The 19,147-nt window shown below is 65.2% G+C and carries 17 protein-coding genes; 13 read left to right on the plus strand and 4 right to left on the minus strand.

The annotated features are described in order from the left end of the window. Window positions 1-246: 246 nt before the first annotated feature. Entirely contained in the window at window positions 247-2,565 is a 2,319-nt protein-coding gene (metE, locus tag Q0331_RS08795; RefSeq protein WP_298075991.1) for a 5-methyltetrahydropteroyltriglutamate--homocysteine S-methyltransferase, read from the minus strand. 463 nt (window positions 2,566-3,028) lie between these two features. Between metE and Q0331_RS08800 the strand changes: the two genes are divergently transcribed. The 3 genes from Q0331_RS08800 to Q0331_RS08810 all read left to right on the plus strand — a co-directional run bounded on the left by Q0331_RS08800 (window position 3,029) and on the right by Q0331_RS08810 (window position 5,807). Next, the gene (locus Q0331_RS08800; RefSeq protein ID WP_298075992.1) at window positions 3,029-3,835 is read left to right on the plus strand and encodes an ECF transporter S component; all 807 of its coding nucleotides are present in this window, start codon (window positions 3,029-3,031) and stop codon (window positions 3,833-3,835) included. Continuing rightward, window positions 3,832-4,512 carry an energy-coupling factor transporter transmembrane component T gene (locus tag Q0331_RS08805; protein ID WP_298075993.1) on the plus strand — a complete coding sequence of 227 codons (681 nt, stop codon included), beginning with the start codon at window positions 3,832-3,834 and terminating at the stop codon, window positions 4,510-4,512. The genes Q0331_RS08800 and Q0331_RS08805 overlap by 4 nt, the downstream gene beginning before the upstream one ends. Window positions 4,513-4,592: 80 nt before the next feature. Continuing rightward, window positions 4,593-5,807 (plus strand): ATP-binding cassette domain-containing protein, encoded by a 1,215-nt coding sequence (locus Q0331_RS08810; RefSeq protein ID WP_298075994.1) that lies wholly within the window; start codon window positions 4,593-4,595, stop codon window positions 5,805-5,807. Between the two features lie 19 nt (window positions 5,808-5,826). On the opposite strand, the gene Q0331_RS08815 is transcribed toward Q0331_RS08810, so the two are convergent. Further along, window positions 5,827-6,261 carry a Rieske (2Fe-2S) protein gene (locus Q0331_RS08815; protein WP_298075995.1) on the minus strand — a complete coding sequence of 145 codons (435 nt, stop codon included), beginning with the start codon at window positions 6,259-6,261 and terminating at the stop codon, window positions 5,827-5,829. Window positions 6,262-6,409: 148 nt separating this feature from the next. On the opposite strand from Q0331_RS08815, the gene purT reads away from it, so the two are divergent. Further along, on the plus strand, window positions 6,410-7,645 hold the full coding sequence (gene purT, locus Q0331_RS08820; RefSeq protein ID WP_298075996.1) for a formate-dependent phosphoribosylglycinamide formyltransferase: 1,236 nt from the start codon (window positions 6,410-6,412) through the stop codon (window positions 7,643-7,645). 16 nt (window positions 7,646-7,661) lie between these two features. Next, complete coding sequence (locus Q0331_RS08825) at window positions 7,662-8,594, plus strand: rhodanese-related sulfurtransferase (RefSeq protein WP_298075997.1); 933 nt, start codon at window positions 7,662-7,664, stop codon at window positions 8,592-8,594. Between the two features lie 15 nt (window positions 8,595-8,609). On the opposite strand, the gene Q0331_RS08830 is transcribed toward Q0331_RS08825, so the two are convergent. Then, on the minus strand, window positions 8,610-9,149 hold the full coding sequence (locus tag Q0331_RS08830) for a GNAT family N-acetyltransferase (RefSeq protein ID WP_298075998.1): 540 nt from the start codon (window positions 9,147-9,149) through the stop codon (window positions 8,610-8,612). A 12-nt stretch (window positions 9,150-9,161) separates the two neighbouring features. After that, complete coding sequence (locus Q0331_RS08835; protein WP_035004806.1) at window positions 9,162-10,583, minus strand: FAD-dependent oxidoreductase; 1,422 nt, start codon at window positions 10,581-10,583, stop codon at window positions 9,162-9,164. A 368-nt stretch (window positions 10,584-10,951) separates the two neighbouring features. Here Q0331_RS08835 and Q0331_RS08840 point away from each other — a divergent pair, with 368 nt between their 5' ends. The 8 genes from Q0331_RS08840 to Q0331_RS08875 all read left to right on the plus strand — a co-directional run. Then, window positions 10,952-12,658 (plus strand): nitrite/sulfite reductase, encoded by a 1,707-nt coding sequence (locus Q0331_RS08840; RefSeq protein WP_298075999.1) that lies wholly within the window; start codon window positions 10,952-10,954, stop codon window positions 12,656-12,658. Window positions 12,659-12,661: 3 nt separating this feature from the next. Next, window positions 12,662-12,871: a hypothetical protein gene (locus tag Q0331_RS08845; protein WP_005296957.1), complete on the plus strand. Its 210-nt coding sequence runs from the start codon at window positions 12,662-12,664 to the stop codon at window positions 12,869-12,871. 247 nt (window positions 12,872-13,118) lie between these two features. Continuing rightward, window positions 13,119-13,919, plus strand: coding sequence for a phosphoadenylyl-sulfate reductase (locus Q0331_RS08850; RefSeq protein WP_298076000.1), 801 nt, complete (start codon window positions 13,119-13,121; stop codon window positions 13,917-13,919). Next, complete coding sequence (gene cysD / locus Q0331_RS08855; RefSeq protein ID WP_298076001.1) at window positions 13,916-14,830, plus strand: sulfate adenylyltransferase subunit CysD; 915 nt, start codon at window positions 13,916-13,918, stop codon at window positions 14,828-14,830. The genes Q0331_RS08850 and cysD overlap by 4 nt, the downstream gene beginning before the upstream one ends. Next, window positions 14,830-16,089: a sulfate adenylyltransferase subunit 1 gene (locus Q0331_RS08860; protein ID WP_298076002.1), complete on the plus strand. Its 1,260-nt coding sequence runs from the start codon at window positions 14,830-14,832 to the stop codon at window positions 16,087-16,089. Before cysD ends, Q0331_RS08860 begins: the two co-directional genes overlap by 1 nt. A 1-nt stretch (window position 16,090) precedes the next feature. Beyond that, complete coding sequence (locus Q0331_RS08865; RefSeq protein ID WP_298076003.1) at window positions 16,091-16,855, plus strand: sirohydrochlorin chelatase; 765 nt, start codon at window positions 16,091-16,093, stop codon at window positions 16,853-16,855. A gap of 82 nt (window positions 16,856-16,937) precedes the next feature. Then, window positions 16,938-17,951: a sulfite exporter TauE/SafE family protein gene (locus Q0331_RS08870; RefSeq protein ID WP_298076004.1), complete on the plus strand. Its 1,014-nt coding sequence runs from the start codon at window positions 16,938-16,940 to the stop codon at window positions 17,949-17,951. Between the two features lie 94 nt (window positions 17,952-18,045). Beyond that, a partial coding sequence (locus Q0331_RS08875; protein ID WP_298076005.1) for a phosphate acyltransferase occupies window positions 18,046-19,147 on the plus strand: 1,102 nt, incomplete at its 3' end.

Consider the following 19,147-nt stretch of genomic DNA (forward strand, 5'->3'; position numbering starts at 1 on the left):
TGACGTACGTATTCCCGTTCTAGCGACATTTGGGTGACATTTGGACGACATCTGGAGCCGGAGGGGGGGCTGAATTGGCTTGGAAAAGCAAAAGCGCCGCGCCGGGACTTCGAAAAGTCTCCGACGCGGCGCAGCTAACCAGTGGCCAGGTAGCTGAAGCGGCCAGCTAACCAGCGGCCGGCTAACCAGCGGCCGGCTAACCAGCGGCCGGCTAACCAGTGGCCAGCCTGCGGGCGCTAGATGAAACTAGACGCGCTCGCGGGCCTTCTTAGCGGCAGACACCAGAACCTCCAGGGAGGCAGTGGTCTCTTCCCAGCCGCGGGTCTTCAGACCACAGTCGGGGTTAACCCACAGCAGGGAGGGATCCACGGAATCCAAGGCGGCGGACAGTAGGTCATCGACCTCCTGCTGCTTCGGCACACGCGGGGAGTGGATGTCCCACACACCCGGGCCAACGCCCAGCTCGTAGCCCTCGTCCTTCAGCGCAGCTAGAACCTGCATGCCGTTGCGGGCGGCCTCGATGGAGGTCACGTCGGCGTCCAGGTTGGAGACCGTGTCGATCAGCTCGTTGAACTCGGAGTAGCACATGTGCGTGTGGATCTGCACCTTGTTCTCCGCGCCGGAGGTAGCCAGGCGGAAGGAACCAACAGCCCACTTCAGGTAGTCCGGCTGCTGCTCCTTGCGCAGCGGCAGCAGCTCGCGGATGGCGGGCTCGTCCACCTGCACCACGCGGGCGCCAGCGGCGATCAGGTCGTCGATCTCGTCGCGCAGAGCCAGCGCAACCTGGTCGGCGGTCTCGCCCAGCGGCTGATCGTCACGCACGAAGGACCAAGCCAGCATGGTCACCGGGCCGGTCAGCATGCCCTTGACCGGCTTGTCGGTCAGGTCGGCAGCAACCTTGTACCAGTCGACGGTCATCGCGTGCGGGCGGGAAACGTCACCGAAGATGATCGGCGGGCGCACGCAGCGGGAGCCGTAGGACTGCACCCAAGCGTGCTCGGTGGACAGGTAGCCGTCCAGCTGCTCGGAGAAGTACTGCACCATGTCGTTACGCTCCGGCTCGCCATGCACCAGCACGTCCAAGCCCAGCTCTTCCTGGCGCTTGATAACGTCCGCGACCTCGTCCTTCATTGCCTGGGTGTAGGCTGCGTCGTCGATCTCGCCCTTGCGGTGCTTTGCACGCGCCTGGCGGATCTCTGTGGTCTGCGGGAAGGAGCCGATGGTGGTGGTCGGCAGTGGCGGCAGGTTCAGCTCTGCCTTCTGTGCCTCGCGGCGGGCCTCGATGGAGTCGCGGCGACGGTCGGCGTCGGTCACGGCATCCTGGCGCTCGCGCACAGCTGCGTTGTGAGTCAGGGTGGAGTTCTTGCGATCCTCGATGGCCTCGCGGGTCTCGGCGAACAGCTGCTCGTCGGCCTCGGTCTGCTCGCCGCGCAGGGTGCGGGACAGGGCAGCGACCTCGCGGATCTTCTCGGAGCCGAAGGCCAGCCACTTCTGCACCTCGGGGTTCAGGTTCTGCTCGCGCTGCAGAGAGTAAGGCACGTGCAGCAGGGAGCAGCTCGTGGAGACGGCAACCGGGCCGCGCTCCTTCAGACCCTGCAGGGTCTTCAGTGCTGCGTCCAGGTCGGTGCGCCAGACGTTGTGGCCATCCACAACACCAGCAGCCAGCAGCTCCTTGCCGTTCCAGGCGGGCAGCTCGGCAGCAGCGGCGCCACCGGTGACCAGGTCCACGCCGAAGGCAGCCACACCGGAGCCGCCCAGCAGCTCGATGGCTGCGTTGCCGTCGCCGAAGTAGGTCTGGATGAGGAGGTTGACGCCCTCATCGCCAGCACTCGCAGCCTCAACCAGCTTCTCGTAGCCAGCGCGGGTGCGCTTCAACAGATCCTCGTTGGCGGCCGCATCAGCGTAAGCGAAGTCGGTGACCAGGATCGGCTCGTCGAACTGTACCCACTTCACGCCGCGGTCTGCGATGCGCTTCAGCAGGCGGGAGTAGGCGTCAAAAATTTCCTCGAGGTGAGCGAAGGCATCAGAACCATCGACGGTACGAGACAGCGCCAGGTACGTCAGCGGGCCAACCAGCACGGGGCGAACGGCCTCGCCTGCGCGGGTGACCTGGTCGCGGATGTCCTCGAGGAACGCGGAATCGTCCAGCTCCACGCGAGAGTCCTTGGCCAGCTCCGGGACGATGTAGTGGTAGTTCGTGTCGAACCACTTCGTCATTGCGGAGGCCGGCAGCTCCTTGGTGCCGCGGGCGGCGGCGAAGTAGCGGTCGATGAAGCGCGGCAGGCCGTCGTTGTCGTGGTCCGCGATGTCGGCGACGCGCTCGGGCAGCAGTCCCAGCAGGGCGGTGGTGTCCAGCACTGCGTCGTAGAAGGAGCGGCCAGAGAAGGCTGCGGAATCCAGGCCAGCGGCCAGCAGCTCGTCGGTGTAGTCGTTGACCAGGCGAGTTGCGGTGGTAGCCAGGTTGCGGCCGGTGGAGTTATCGCGCCAGTAGCCCTCGAGAGCCTTCTTTAGCTCGCGGTCGGGTCCGATGCGCGGTACCCCGGCGACGGTTGCGTTGAAAGTCATAGTCTTTCTTGTCTTCCTTTTCCTAGTGGCCCCGCCGGGCGGGGCTGTGTCTAGCTGTAAAGCTGTAGAGCTGTTTAGCTGTATGGAATTCTTGCCAATGCGGTTCCCGCGCAGGTGCGCCTTTCCCGGGGCTCCAGAAGGCGCACACAAGTGGCGAGGCATTGCCTTCGCCGGTGCGTGGGTCGCTTGCTCAACTATTTAAGAATAGACAGCTTAGTCTGTCAACTAGGTCACTTAATTCGGGGTTCCGCGTGCCCTGCCTCCGCGCCCGAAACCCCACCGAGCCGCCCCACCGAAAGCCCTGCGATTTGTGCATCGGGTCCGCAGGCTGTAAGCATTTAACCAACATCAAAACCACTGGCCAGGCCGGGTGATGCGCGGGCGGAACGTCGAGGTGACATAGACGTTGCGCCCAGCCCGCGCCGGCCGGTACGAAAGCTAGCGAAAATTGAGGTTTCACCCCATGCGCCCCCTGTCACAAAAAGCCACTTATGGACTGCTCGGTCTAGCCGCGATCATCATCGTCGCCACCTGGCTGACCCTCGTCATCTGGCAGCCCAGCGACTCCAACTACGAGTCCCTCGCAGACTCCAAGAGCTCCACCATCGCCCTGGTCGGCTTCGTCGTCCCCGCCATCCTCGCGCTAGTCGCCGTGATCCCGCGCCTGCCCGTGCGCACCCTTGCGCTCCTGCCGGTCGCCCTGGCCATCAACGTGATCCTCGGCCACATCATCGGCAACATGGGTCTGCCGCTGCCGCTGTATCTGGATTCCATCGGCACCGTGCTGGTCGGCGCCCTGGCCGGCCCGTGGGCGGGCCTGGTCACCGGCGTGCTGTCCGCCCTGGTGTGGGGCACGTTCAACCCGACCGTTGTGGGCTTCGCTGCGGCGTATGCCTTCGTCGGCGTCTGCGCGGGCCTGCTGGGCAAGTGGTGGGGCGGTGCGTATTGGAAGATCGCCCTGTCCGCGCTGGTTATCGGTTTCCTGACGGCCCTGCTCTCCGCACCTATCGCCTCCTTCATCTTCGGCGGCACAGCGGGTACGGGCACGGGCCTGCTGGTCACGGCCTACCGCTCGCTGGGCTTCGAGCCGATGACGGCTGTCTTCCTGCAGTCCTGGACGTCCGACCCTATCGATAAGCTGATCGTGTTCACCATCATCTACCTGGTCATCCGCGCCCTGCCGCAGCGCACGCGCCGCACCTTCGCGCCGGCGGGCAAGGATGGCAGCACTACTGCTGACAACACCGCTGCAGCAGACAAGGCCGCATGAACCCACTGACCTACCTCACCCTCGCCGCCAGCGGGGTGATCTTCGTCCTCGTCGCCGATAGTCTCGCCGTGAGCGCTATCGCGTGGGGTCTGTGCGCCCTTGTGGCTCTTTTCTTCTCGACGCCCCGTCGTCCCTTCCTGGCAGCCAACCTCTTAGGCCTACCGGCCTTTATCGGTTTTGGTCTGATGTATGCCCCCTTCGGCCAGGAGCCCGGCTGGTGGATCATCACCCGCGACGGCCTGCAGATCGCCCTGTCTCTGGGCAGCCGCTTCCTCGCCGCCACCACGATCGGCCTGACCATCGGCAGCTTCGTAAACCTCGACCAGCTGATGCGCACCGTACAGCCGCGCCTGCCCGCCAAGCTGGTGTACGTCATCGGCGCGACCGCCCGGCTGCTGCCACTGGCCCGCGCCCGCTGGCTGACAATCCAGCAGGTCCGCGCCTCCCGTGGCGTGGACGTCACTACTCTGGGCGCGAAGTGCCGCATGATCCTGCCGCTGATCGTCGGCATGGTGGACGATGCAGCTACCCGTGCCCGCCCGCTGCAGCGCACCGGCATCGGCGAGCCTGGTCCGCGGACCGTTTTGCGCCCCGTCCCGGATACGGCTTTGGACTGGGCCGTGCGCCTGCTGGCCATCGCCGCCCTGGTGGTGGGATGCTGGTGGGCAGTGCACTAGCTGGGCTGAGGGACTCTAGCCAACACAAGCATTAGCGAGCACAAGCACGAGCAAACGACCGGAAAGATCCTGCGCGAACAATGCCTTTGAGTACCTTCATCTGGGGAGATAGTGGCGTCGGACTATCCGAACATGCCTGGGCGCGCGCAGAAAAAACCGGCGCGGCATGGGTCGGCAACGAGGCCAGCGCGCATATTTCTCTGCTGCGCAACACCGTCGCCGAAGAGCTCGCGTTTCCCATGGAGCAGCGCGGGGTGCCGCGCGCCGAGATGCAGCAGCGCGTGGAGGCCGCCCTGCGACTGTGGGGGTTGGAGGGGCAGGCCGAGCAGAATCCCGCCACCCTGTCCACCGGCCAGACCCGCCGCGTGGCCATCGCCGCCGCACTGCTGGCCCGCCCCGAAGCGCTGGTGCTCGACTGCCCCCTCGACGGCCTGGACGCCGCCGCCGTCGACACCCTGCGCCGCACCATCGCGGACTTTCCGGGCCCCGTCACCGTTTACGACCGTGCGGGTTCGCCCTTAAGTGATGACGCCCCCACGCACCAGCGCCTACTAGCCGACGGCACCCTGACCGATTCCCCCGCGCCGAAACCTGCCGCGGATTCGGTGGCTCCGGAGATCACCGAGCAAGGGAGCGTGGGGACGGCCTTGCTGGCGCGGGATGTGGTTTTCCGCCGGGGTGGCGTCGGACCCATAAACCTGGAGGTTCCCGCAGGTCGGGTGGTGCACCTGGCTGGGCCGAACGGGTGCGGCAAGACAACCCTATTCCTCGGCGCGCTAGGGTTGCTGAAGTATCGGGGGACGCTGCGCGCGGAGGGGCTGAAGGGCTGGGCGCCCACACAAATGGATCAGGCGGTGACCTGCCGGACCGTGGCCGAGGAACTGGCCGTGGGGGCGGACGAGGAGCTGGCCACAGCGGCTATTGACTTCGCCAGGCTGGGCAAGTGGGCGGGTACGCATCCGCTGGACGTCCCGGCGGCGAAGCGACGGATCGTGCTGGTCGCGGCGGCGATGGTACGCGGCGCGGACCTGGTGATGCTGGACGAGCCGACCGTGGGGCTAGACGTGCCGGGCTACCGCGAGTTGGCGGAGCTAATGCACCGCTACGCGGACGGCGAGTATGCGCGGATGATCGGGCGGGGTGGCTCCGGCGTGCAGGGCGAGCCTGGTGGCGCGGGCGCGCCGGGCAGGCAGGGCGCGCGGCCCACGCAGAGCGCGCCGACGGTGCTGTGGACCTGCCACGATGCGCACTTTGCAGCGCAGGTCAGCGACCTGCGGATTGATATGGCGGGCTAGTCCCGCCGGGCGTGGCTAACTAGTCCGTGATCTCAATCGAGTCGCCATTGCGCTCGACCTTCTTGGCCGGAACCATCGGATCGCGGGAGGGGCCTTCCAGCACATCGCCGGTGGCGACGTCGAACTTGGACATGTGCTTCGGGCAGACCGCCACCGTGGTGTCCCCGGACTTTTCAATGGAATCGATGGTGCCGCCGGCATGCGGGCAAGCGGTGGAAAACGCCTTGTACTCGTTCTCCCCGGGGCGGGAGAGCACCCAGCCGTCCAAAATCGTTGCGTCGCCGACCTCCAGATCCGCGGCATCGGCCTTTGCCACAACTTCCTCGCTGGCACAGGCTGCCAGCAGGGCGCCGGAGGCGGTGGCTGCGGTGGCTACGGCCACGCCGCGCAGAAACGAGCGGCGGGAACAGGGCAGGGAGCTGTGACGCTGGAGGTTCGGCTGCATTTCACTCATAAAGCCGATCATTCCATCAGGCCGCACGGGCCACAAGCTCGCGCGCGGCGGGGCTGGGCGGGGCCGGCAGCCTAAGGCAGCAGGGCTGGCACGCGGGATGGGCGGGGCTGGCAGCGTAAGTATGTGGGCATAAGTAAGGTGAAAGACTATGTACACTCCCGAGGCAATTGGCACTCCACTGACTCCCTCCTCCCTCAAGGTCCTCCTGCTCGGAGCCAGCGAGCTGGGGCGGGAGCTCGCCATCGCCCTGCAACGCCTGGGCGTGGAGGTGCACGCCGCGGACCGCTACGCCGGCGCGCCCGCGCACCTCGTGGCCAACAAGGCCCACGTGCTGGACATCCACGACGGCGATGCCATTCGCCAGCTGGTCCGCGAAGTCGGCCCGCACTTCGTCGTTCCGGATTCAGAGACCATCCCCGCCGACGTGCTGCAGGAGATCGAGGCCAACGAAGTGGCCTCCGTCGTACCGACCGCCCTGGCCAATCGCCTGACCATGAACCGCGAAGGCATCCGCACCTTCGCCCACGACAAGCTGGGCCTGCCGAACAGCACCTTCCGTTTCGCCTCCAGCGCCGACGAGCTCGCCCGCGCCGCCGAGGAAATCGGCTACCCGTGCGTGGTCAAGCCCGTCATGAGCAGCTCCGGCGCTGGCCAAAGCTATGTCGGGGGAGTGGACGAACTGGAGGCCGCCTGGAATGCAGCTCTCAAGCACTCCCGCACCAACGTCCAGCGCGTGATGGTTGAGCAGTACATCCCCTTCGACTACGAAGTCACCATCCTGGCCGTACGCTCCATCGACCCCGACACCGGCCGGGAAGCCACCTGGTTCTGCGAGCCCATCGGCCACCGCCAAGACCGCGGCGACTACGTGGAATCCTGGCAGCCCGCGCACATGTCCGAGGATGCATTGGATACCGCCCGCAGTATCGCCGCCCGCATCGCCACCGCCTTGGGAGGCCGCGGTGTGTACGGCGTGGAGCTATTTGTCAAGGGCGATGACGTCTACTTCTCCGAGGTCAGCCCCCGCCCGCACGATACGGGCATGGTCACCCTCGGTACCCAACGATTCTCTGAATTCGACCTGCACGCACGCGCCATCCTTGGGCTGCCGATCGATACCACGCTGATCTCTCCGGGAGCCTCCGCCGTTATCCGCTGCGAGGATAAACACGACGGCGACATTGAATACGTGGGCGTCAATAAGGCAATGGCAGTAGAAGAAACCAACATCTACCTATTCGGCAAGCCCCGAGCACTCGCGCGGCGACGAATGGGAGTGGCAGTAGCCACCGCCGAGGACACGGACCAGGCCCGACAGCGCGCCGAAGAAGCCGCCGGGTACATCGAGGTGCGGCCGACGGTTTTCGCAGAAGACGGGCAGTAGCCCTAAAATCCGAGGTATGGGACATAGCGCAACCGACCTCAACGAAACCCGAATCCTGCTGTACTACTGCTTCACCCCGATCGACGACCCGACCGCGGTGATGCTGTGGCAGCGCGCGCTATGCGAACAGCTGGAGCTTAAAGGGCGCATCCTCATCAGCAAGCACGGCATCAACGGCACCGTCGGCGGCTCGCTGGCCAGCTGCAAGCAGTACGTGCGCCGCACCCGCGAGTTCCCGGGCTTTAAGAAGATGGAGTTCAAGTGGTCCGCGGGCTCGGCGGACGACTTTCCGCGCCTGTCCGTGAAGGTGCGCGACGAGATCGTGGCCTTCGGCGCCCCGGACGAGCTGAAGGTAGACGAAAACGGCGTGATCGGTGGCGGCGTGCACCTGAAGCCGGAGGAAGTGAACAAGCTGGTGGAGGAGCGCGGCGACGAGGTCGTCTTCTTCGACGGGCGCAACGCCATGGAAGCGGAGATCGGCAAGTTCAAAAACGCCATCGTGCCGGACGTGCGCACCACCCACGACTTCATCAGCGAGATCGAATCCGGCAAGTACGACGCCCTGAAGGACAAGCCGGTTGTCACGTATTGCACGGGCGGCATCCGCTGCGAAATCCTAAGCTCGCTGATGAAGAACCGCGGGTTCGAGGAGGTCTACCAGATCGACGGCGGCATCGTCCGCTATGGCGAAAAGTACGGGGATAAAGGGCTTTGGGAGGGTTCCCTGTATGTTTTCGACGGGCGCATGCACATGGAATTTAGTGATGACGCCGCTACGTTGGGCCGCTGCCGGGCGTGTGGCCACGCGACCAACGACTTCCACAACTGCGTGAACGAGCAGTGCCGCGAGCAGATCCTGCTGTGCGAGGAGTGTGCCGCGGACCCGGAGAGCGCCACGTGCGGGCGCAAGGAGTGCGCCGAGGTCGCGGCGGAGATGGCGGCGAAGTAGCGGCGGCGTGCCGGGCTAGAGCTCCAGCTCCATGGTGACGTGGGGGATGCGCTCCTCGTCGAAAGGCTCGCCGACCGGTTGGAAGCCGAACTTCGCGTAGAAGTCCTGCGCCTGTGTCTGGGCGTTCAGAGAAACGCGGGCGACCTGGGTGGTCGGGTCTAGCGCGGCGGCGCGACCCTTGCAGACCTCCAGGGCCTGCTCCATGATCTGGGTGGCGATGCCACGCCCGCGCACATCCTTAGCCACACACATGCGGCCGATGTGCTGATCCTCCGGCTTGCCGTACACGCGCGCCGTGCCGACCAGACGCAGGGGAGAGCCCGGATCCGGCTGGCCGAAGGGATACTCCGGGCCGCTGCCTGGGTGAATGTATGCCAGCACATGGTGGGTGTTCGGATGCGGGTCGATGTCATCGATCTCCGCGAAGGGAGTTTGCTGCTCGTGGACGAACACGTCCACGCGCAGCTTGTACAACGGGTGCAGCTGCTGGGCGGGCATCGCTAGCAGCGCGCGCCCGGTGAAGTGAACATCCGGGAACTCGGCGGATTTAGCCATGGCTGCCATGTTTTAGACGTTCTTGCCCTGGGAGTGGTGCAGCATCTCGTCCCACTCGCGCACCTTCTTGCGCTCGCGGCCCTCGGCCTCGCCGAGCTCGCGCTCGTGCTTATCCAGGCTGTACCAGCCCTCCCACGTGGTGTGAGCAATGCCCTTCTCCTCGAGGAAAGCCTCGACGGCCTCCAGCTCCGGCTTCTCCGGGTTAAAGCCGATGCCGTTGGCAGCATCCTCCAGCAGGTTGGCGACGGTCTCGTTGGCGTCGCCCTTCGTGTTGCCGATCAGGCCGACAGGGCCGCGGCGGACCCAGCCGGTGGTGTACACGCCGGGCAGGCGCTCGCGCTTCTCGGCCTCCGGGTCGGCGGAGCCCGGAACGCCCGCGATGCCATCGGCAGTCGGCCCCTCGGTCAGCACGCGGCCACCGACGTTCGGCAGCACGTTCTGACGCTCATCCCACGGCAGGCCCGGCTGCTCGTCGGACTTGTAGCCCACGGCGCGGTAGACCGCGCCGACCGGCCACTCGGTGAGCTTGCCGGTGCCAGAGACAGAGCCATCGCCGTTGAGCTCGGTTCGTTCGGTGACGAATGCGGTCACGCGGCCTTCGGCGTCAGTTTTAACCTCAACCGGGGACTCAAAGAAGTGGATGTACAGCTTGTGAGGAGCACCCTTCGGGTCGGCGATGGCGTACTGCTCCAGGCGGGTGCAGACCATGTCCTGGATCTTGGACGCGCGGCGGGCCTCCTCGGAACCCTCGTCGTACTGGATGTCCTCCGGGTCGATAACGATCTCGATCGTGTCGGAATCGTTGAGCTCCTTCAGCTCCAGTGGGGTGAACTTAGCCTGCGCCGGGCCACGGCGACCGAAGACGTGGATCTCCTTGGCCTGGTTCTCCTTCAAGGAGTCGTAAACGTTGTCCGGGATCTCGGTGACCTTCAGCTCCTCGCCGGTCTTGGCCAGCACGCGGGCGACGTCTAGGCCGACGTTGCCTACGCCGACGACGGCGACGGAGTCCGCGGACAGATCCCACTTGTCCTCGAAGTACGGGTTGGCATCGTAGAAGCCGACGAACTCGCCGGCGCCGATGGTGTGCTCGCCGCCGGGGATGTTCAGCGGGCGGTCGTCGGTAGCGCCGGTGGCGTAGATGACCGCATCGTAGAACTGCTTGAGCTCGTCAACGGTGACGTCCTCGCCGACGTTGATGTTGCCGAACAGGCGGATTTCGGGCTTGTCCATCACCTTATGGAGGGACTTGATGATGCCCTTAATGCGCGGGTGGTCGGGGGCAACGCCGTAGCGGATCAGGCCGAAGGGGGCCGGCATGCGCTCGTAAATGTCGACGCTGACGTCGGCCTCAGACTTCGTCAGCGCGTCGGAGGCGTAGATGCCTGCCGGGCCAGAGCCGATGACTGCAATGCGAAGTGGGCGATTCTCGGGCATGTCAGGTGCAAATCCTTCTTGTTCGGGTTGTACTTCGGTTTTGTCGTACTTCGGTTTCGGATGAACCGCGGTTTTGAACTCTTGCACTGAACTCTTGTGTTGAATTCCTGCATTGAGCTCGCGCGGTGCGTTTTGTTGCCGCGCCGCGTGAACCGCATGAAGCGTTCGAGCTGCTCATGAATTTACACATTCTAATGTAGCGAAAATCCACGCAGGGTCGCTAAATCGGGTCACTGCGGGTAACTCCCGAACTATAGACAACTCTGTCTAGAAAAATCAACATTTCGCTTGAATTTGTGCGGGATCCCATCTAGGCTGAACCGGACAATATAGACAGACAGATCAGTCTAGATGGAATTTGAGGCACCATGACCACCGGAACGACCACCGGAACGACCACTGAGAATAAGCCAGCGCGCCCGCGCCGCAAGAAGCAGCGCAAGCCCCAGGGGCAGTGGGCTGTGGACGGCCGCGAGCCGCTCAACGACGACGAGCGGGTCAAGCAGGAAGACCCCGGAATCAGCGTGATGCAGCGCATCCGCGACATCTACTCCAAAGAGGGCTTCGACTCGATTCCCGCCGAGGACCTCGCCCCGCGCTTCAAGTGGGTTGGCATGTACACCCAGCGCAAGCAGGGGCTCGACGGTGAGAAGACGTCGACCCTGACCAATGCGGAACTGCAGGACAACTACTTCATGATGCGCATCCGCCTGGACGGCGGCGTGGTCAGCTCTGCCGGCCTGCGCACCATTGGCGAGATCTCCGAGAAGTACGCGCGCAACACCGCCGACTTCACCGACCGTCAGAACGTGCAGCTGCACTGGATCCGCATCGAAGACGTCCCAACCATCTGGGACGAGCTGGCAAAGGTCGGCCTGGATTCCTTCTTTGGCTGCGGCGACGTGCCGCGCGTCATCCTCGGTTCCCCGGTCGCGGGCATCGCCAAGGATGAGATCATCGACGGCCGCCCGGCCATTGAGAAGATCAAGAAGGAACTGTTGCCGGATCCCGAGTTCGGCAACCTGCCGCGTAAGTTCAAGTCCGCGATCTCCGGTCATGCCCGCCAGGACGTCACCCACGAAATCCAGGACCTCGCCTTCATCGGCTCCGAGCACCCGGAGCACGGCCCCGGCTTCGACGTCTGGGTTGGCGGTGGCCTGTCCACCAACCCGATGCTCGCCCAGCGCCTGGGTGTGTGGGTACCGATCGACGAGGTACCCGAGGTTTGGGCCGGTGTAGTCCGCATCTTCCGCGACTACGGCTACCGCCGCATGCGCAACCGCGCTCGACTGAAGTTCCTGGTGGCCGACTGGGGCGTGGAGAAGTTCCGCGAGGTTCTGGAGAACGAGTATCTCAAACGCCCACTGCTGGATGGCCCGGAGCCGGAGGAGTACCCGGGTTACCGCGACCATGTCGGCCTGCACGAGCAGAAGGATGGCCGCTTCTACCTAGGTGTTAAGCCCACCGTGGGGCACACCGACGGCAAGCAGTTGCAGCAGCTGGCCGACCTGGCGGAAAAGCATGGCACCACCAACATCCGCACCACCCCGGATAAGGAGCTGTTGTTCCTGGACCTGGAACGCGAGGCTGCGGAGGCTCTCGTTGCGGACCTGGAGGAGCTCGGCCTGTCCGCCAAGCCCTCGGCCTTCCGTCGCGACATTATCTCCTGCACCGGCCTGGAGTTCTGCAAGCTCGCGCACGTCGTCACCAAGCAGCGCGCCATCGCGTTGGTCGACGAGCTGGAGGATCGCCTGGGTGACCTCGATGTGCCGCTGAAGATTAGCCTTAATGGCTGCCCGAACTCCTGTGCACGCACCCAGGTGGCCGATATCGGCCTGTCCGGCAAGATCCTCACCACCGACGAAGGCGAGCGCGTGGAGGGCTTCCAGGTGCACCTCGGCGGAACCATCGGCCTGGAGCCACACTTCGGTAAGAAGGTGCGCGGCAACCAGGTCTACTCCAAGGATCTGGGCGACTACGTGGTCCGTGTGGTGGAGAACTTCAAGTCACACCGCACCGACGGCGAGGAGTTCCGTGATTGGGTTGTCCGTGCCGACGACGAGCTGTTGGTGTAGCCGATGAGTGTTCCGGATAAAGACTCTCTGCCGAGCGTGAACGAGCAGGTCGGTGGCCGTGTGGGGCACCCGAATGCCCGCCGCGCGACGGTGAACAACTGCCCCTACTGCATGTCCCAGAACTTGTTCCCGGACGCGGAGACTGACAACGCCTGGCAGTGCCGCGAATGTATGCGGGTTTTCTCCGTCAAGTTCCACGGACAGTTGTTGTAACTGACCTTTTATTGACGCCCCTTCGCCCCCCACCCCTTAAGGGCCATTCGTGGCCTTTGGGCAGTTCGCGACGGTGGGGGCGTCACAAAGAATCTTGAACCCGGTTGTAGGAATGGACAGATTGGTCTATTGTGGTGAAAGCCAATACAGACCGATCGGTCTGTCTAGGGGGTAACCAAGAGTTCCCCTCGAGTTCTTGAGAAGCACACTTCGACAAACCAACCATCAACCCCGAGAAGAGGAGCTCATGAGCCTGGTAGATGCGACCGGCCTGCTCGGCGGGAATTCGGATGACTTTCGAGACCCAGCCGAGAGTCCGCAGGGCGCGCCGACCAAGACCACGCCGCTGAGCGACGAGGAGCGAGCAGCCAACGAGCAGCTCGTCGCCGATTGGAACGACAAGCTACAGGGCGCCAGCGCCGAAGAAATCATGGACTGGGTGGCCGAGCACGTGCCCGGCAAGATCGCAGTGACCATGTCCATGCAGGACACCGTCCTGGCCGAGCTGGCGGAAGGACGCCTGGCGGAAGACCGCGCAGAACTGGTCTTCCTGGACACCGGCTACCACTTCGCCGAAACGCTCGAGACCCGCGACAAGGTCCAGCAGCGCTACAACCTGCCGCTGGAAAACATCACCCCGGTCCTCAGCCGCGAGGAGCAGGACAAGGTCTACGGCCCGCGCCTGTACTCCCGCGACAACACCGCCTGCTGCCGCATGCGCAAAGTCGAGCCGCTGGCGCGGATGCTGAACCCCTTCAACGCCTGGATCACCGGCGTGCGTCGCGTAGACAACGCCCTGCGCGCCAACACTCCGGTGCTGGACGTGGACCGCACCGGCCGGCTGAAGATCAACCCCATCGTCGCCTGGAGCGACGAGGACGTGGAGGCGTACATCAACGACCACGACCTGATCATCAACCCCCTGACCAAGCAGGGCTACCCGTCGATCGGCTGCGAAACCTGCACCCTGCCGGTTGCCGAAGGACAGGACCCCCGATCCGGCCGCTGGGCCGGCTCCAACAAGACAGAATGCGGACTTCACACATGAGCAATGAAAACACCACCGCCCTTTCACCGCACCTGGCGAGCCTCGAGGCGGAAGCAATCGAGATCCTGCGCGAAGTAGCAGGCCAGTTCGACCGCCCCGCGCTGCTGTTTTCCGGCGGCAAGGATTCCGTCGTGGTCCTGGAGCTGGCGAAGCGCGCCTTCCACCCCGCACCGGTTCCCTTCGAGCTGGTGCACGTGGATACCGGCCACAACTTCCCGGAGGTCATCGAGTTCCGCGACAAGATCGCCGCGGATCCGAAGGTGACCCTGCACGTCGCTGCCGTCCAGGACTGGATCGACAGCGGCGCCATTCAGGAGCGCCCGGACGGCACCCGCAACCCGCTGCAGACCGTGCCGCTGGTGGAGACCATCCAGAACCGCGGCTACGACGCGGTGCTGGGCGGCGCCCGCCGCGACGAGGAGAAGGCCCGCGCCAAGGAGCGCGTGTTCTCCGTGCGCGATAGCTTCGGCGGCTGGAACCCGCGCCGCCAGCGTCCCGAGCTGTGGGGCCTTTACAACGGCCGCCACCAGGTGGGCGAGAACATCCGCGTGTTCCCGATCTCCAACTGGACCGAGGCCGACGTGTGGGACTACATCCGCGACCGCAACGTCGAGGTCCCGGCGATCTACTACTCCCACCAGCGCGAGGTCTTCAACCGCAACGGCATGTGGCTGACCCCGGGCGAGTGGGGTGGCCCGAAGAAAGGAGAGGAGCTGGTCGAGAAGACCGTGCGCTACCGCACCGTTGGCGACATGAGCTGCACCGGCGCCGTCCTTTCCACCGCCACGACCATCGAGGACGTGATCGACGAAATCCGCCAGTCCACCACCACCGAGCGCGGCGCCACCCGTGCCGACGACAAGCTCAGTGAGTCCTCCATGGAGGATCGCAAGAAGGAAGGTTACTTCTGATGTCCACCAACCTGCCGACCCTCCGCCTGTGCACCGCCGGCTCCGTCGACGACGGCAAGTCCACCTTTGTGGGCCGCCTGCTGCACGATACGAAGTCCATCCTGGCCGACCAGTATGAGTCCGTAGAGCGCGTCTCCAACGCCAAGGGCCTGGAGAACCCGGACCTGTCGCTGCTGGTCGATGGCCTGCGCGCCGAGCGCGAGCAGGGCATCACCATCGATGTGGCCTACCGTTACTTCGCTACCGATAAGCGCAGCTTTATCCTGGCTGATACCCCGGGGCACGTGCAGTACACGCGCAACACCGTCACGGGCCTGTCCACCTCGGAGCTGGTTATTGTTCTGGTTGACGCCCGCAACGGCGTGATCGAGCAGACCCGTCGCCACCTGACCGTGGCGGCGATGATGAAGATCTCCCACGTCATCGTGGCCGTCAATAAGATCGACGCGGTCGATTTCAGCGAGCAGGTCTTCAACGACGTGAAGGCCGACGTGGACGCACTAGTCTCCGAGCTGGGCCTGGCCCATGTCGACGTGATCCCGACCTCCGCGCTGCTAGGTGACAATGTCGTCGAGCGCAGCCAGAACACCCCCTGGTACACGGGCCCGTCTGTACTGGAGATCCTGGAGACCACCGAGCCGGCGAAGAACACCGCCGACGTGGAGCGCGGACTGCGCTTCCCGATCCAGATCGTCATCCGCGACCACGCCACCGATTACCGCGGCTACGCAGGCCGTATCACCGCGGGCAAGGTGTCCGTCGGCGATAAGGTGCTGGCCGATGGTCGCGAGGCGATCATCGAGGGCATCGACGGCCCGGCAGGGGAGCAGCAGACCGCCGCCCGCGGCGAGTCAGTCTCCCTGCGCCTGGACCGCGACATCGACTTGTCCCGCGGGGACATCATCGCCGCACTGGATCTGCCGGAGCCGCAGCAGTCCTTCACCGCGACGGTCTTCCACTTGTCCGAGTCCCCGGTGCGCCTGCGCAGCAATGTGCTGGTGCGCTACGGCACCGCGCTGGTGCGCGGCCGCGTGGACGAGGTCATCCGCCGCGTGGACATCTCGGGCCGCAACCGCAGCGAGGAGGAGATCGCCCATGGTGGCGCCGACGAGCTGGCGCTCAACGACATCGCGGAGGTGCGCGTGACGGTGGCCGAGCCGCTGCCCGTCGAAACCTACCGCCGTGGTGGCCGCGTTGGTTCGCTGCTGCTGATTAACCCCGGTAGTGGCGACACCCTGACCGCAGGCTTGGTGAACTAACATGACCCGGCCGGCACCCATCATCTGCTTGGCCCATGGATCCCGCCACCCGCAGGCGGACCAGGCGGTCTTTGAGATCACCGAGCGCATTTCCGAAAGCACTGGGCTGCCGGCCTTCGCCGCCTTCCTGGACTTCCACCCCGCCACCCTCACGACGGTCGCCCACCGCGTCGTCGCGGCGGGCTACACGGAGGCGGTAGTAGTTCCTTTGCTGTTCACGCAGGCTTTCCACGCTCGCTACGACGTTCCCGCCGCGATCGCCGAGGCCGTTGAGTCTATTGACGCCACCTCGTCCGCCGGCCTGACCCTCCACCTCACTGACGGGTTGGGAACCGGCGCAGATATGGAGGAGCTGGTCGCCGACTTCACGGCCCAGTACCTCGCTGGCAGTGTCGCCACGGACAGTGCAAGCGCTAGCGCCGCGAATGCCACAGACAGCAGCATCGACAAGTTAGCGCTGTACTCCGTGGGCTCCAGCCAGCCGGGCGCGAACGAGGCCGTCGCCGAGTTCGCCGGCCGCGTTGGCGCCCGCCTGAACATGCGCAGCGCCCGCGCCTTCGTCGCCACCGGGGACAACCCGGGCCGAGACACGGAGGCGCTGCTGGAATTCGCAGACGAACGCACCGTCACCGTCCCGCTGTTCGTCAGCCCCGGCCTGCTGTGGGACAAGGCCAAGATCCGAATGCCAAACGGCCGGAAGTGTACGCGCCACCTCGGTGACGCGGTAGCCCCGGTCGTCATCAACCGCGCCTGTCGCGCCCTGTAACAAGCGCACTAGCCCTTCTAGCCCCTCACAACACGTTTTCCCTCACGGATAACCCCTCACAGACAGCAAGGACTAACCCCTCATGAAGATCTTGATTTTTGCCCTCGTCGGCGTGGTCGCCCAGTTGGTCGACGGCGCGCTGGGCATGGCATTCGGCATCACCGCAACCACTCTGCTGATTTTCTCCGGCTTGGGCCCCGCCCACGCTTCCGCCGCCGTTCACCTGGCGGAGGTCGGCACCACGCTGTTCTCCGGCCTATCCCACTGGCGGCTGAAGAACGTCCACTGGCCGACCGTCCTGGCCCTCGGCGTGCCGGGCGCCATCGGTTCGTTTACGGGCGCCTACGTGCTCAGTAACCTCTCCACTGAGGCAGCCGAGCCAGTTGTGTCCACCCTGCTAGTGCTCCTCGGCGCCTACGTACTGGTGCGTAGCGTGGCCGTGCCGTGGAAGAAGGATGAAGACACTCAGCCGGTATCCACCACCCGCCGCTCCCGCTTCGGCCTGGCAGGCCTGGGCCTGGCCGGTGGCTTCCTGGATGCCTCCGGCGGTGGCGGCTGGGGGCCTGTAACCACCTCCACTCTGATGAGCGTGGGCAAGGCCGAGCCGCGCCGCATCATCGGCACGGTAAACACCGCCGAGTTCTTGGTTGCCGTATCCGCCACCGCCGGCTTCGTTGCAGGCATGGGCTCGGAATTGGCGGAAAACTGGCAGCCAGTCGTCGGCCTGCTGGTCGGCGGAGCCATCGCTGCCCCGATCGCCGCGTGGATCGTAACCATTATGAAGCCAGAAGTACTTGGCGGCGTGGTCGGCGGTTTGCTGATGCTGCTGAACTCCAGCCGCCTGGTGAACTATTTCGGCTTCCTCGGCGTGGTCGCCGTCATCCTGATCGGCCTGGCCGTGATCGTCGCCCTCGTCGTCGTGCGCAAGCGCTCCCTGTTGGAACGCTCTCTGACCGGCGACGATGCACCGGAGAACTCCCAGCAGGCCACCGCGGCAAGCGACGCGGAGGTCATCGAGGGGCGGGCAAGTGGGCGTCACTACGAAGAAGAAAGAACGAAAGTGCAACAGCGCGAGAAAGAGCGCGCCAGGGGGTAAAGCGAGGGCGCCCCTTCCCCGCGCCTCGCTAGTGCGGGGTTGCCAAGGCACAATGGAAGTGAAGTGAAACTCCATTGAGGAAGGTATGTGAGCTGTGTCTATCGCGTCGTCTATCGCGCCCCAAGGAACTGGCACGAACGCCGTCGTCTCACCGATAGCGAGCGCCGCCGCGCGCCGCTCCGACATTTTGGACGCACTAGGGGAGGCAGAGGCAGTCGACATCTTCGACACCATCCGCCCCTCCGCGCCCGACTTCGCCGCCGCCCTCGACGCGGCCTACGACGCTAAGGCCGGCGCAGGTGCCGGAGCTGGAGCGGGCGCCGTGCTGCTCGGCACCGGCGAGATCACCTTTGACTCGCGCCTCGCGGCCGCCGCGGGCGCATCCCACTACCTGCTCGCGGGAAGCCCAGCCGACGCCACGGCGCTGCAGTTGGCCTCCGGACAGCTGGTGCGCTCTGGTCGCAAGCCCGCCGGTATTTCTTTTATTGACGCCAGCGCCTCCGCAGCTGCCGCCGCAGCCAACGCCGTGGAGGCAGAAGGGCAGGCGATTCGCCACATCGCGCTGGAAGGCATCGCGCAGGCAGCAGCCGGCGGGACTGATGCTGGTGCGGGGGCTGGCGGGGCTGGGAGTGCCGCGGGGGCGAGCGCTGCGAAGGAGCCCGTGATCGGCCCCGAGCTGTTCGAGCGCAACCTGCTGATCAAGGCCCGCGAGAAGAACGCTCACATCGTGCTGCCGGAAGGCGAGGACGACCGCATCCTCACCGCTGCCGACCAGCTGCTGCGTGCCAAGGTGTGCCAGCTGACCATCCTGGGCAGCCCGGACGACATCGCCCGCCGCGCCAAGGAGCTGGGGCTGGACCTTTCCAGTGCCACGCTGACCGACCCGAGCGAGGGCAACCAGCTGGAGGAGTTCGCCGCCGAGTTCGCCGAGCTGCGCAAGCACAAGGGCATCACCCTGGAGCAGGCGCGCGAGACCATGCAGGACATCAGCTACTACGCAACGATGATGGTCCACAAGGGGATCGCCGACGGCATGGTCTCCGGCGCGGCTCACACGACCGCGCACACCATTAAGCCCTCGTTCCAGATCATCAAGACTGCACCGGGTGCGTCGGTGGTCAGCTCCATCTTCCTGATGGTCATGGACGGCGTGCTGTGGGCATTCGGGGACTGCGCCGTGAACCCGAACCCCACCC

The organism is uncultured Corynebacterium sp., from assembly GCF_937999985.1.
Taxonomy (GTDB): domain Bacteria; phylum Actinomycetota; class Actinomycetes; order Mycobacteriales; family Mycobacteriaceae; genus Corynebacterium.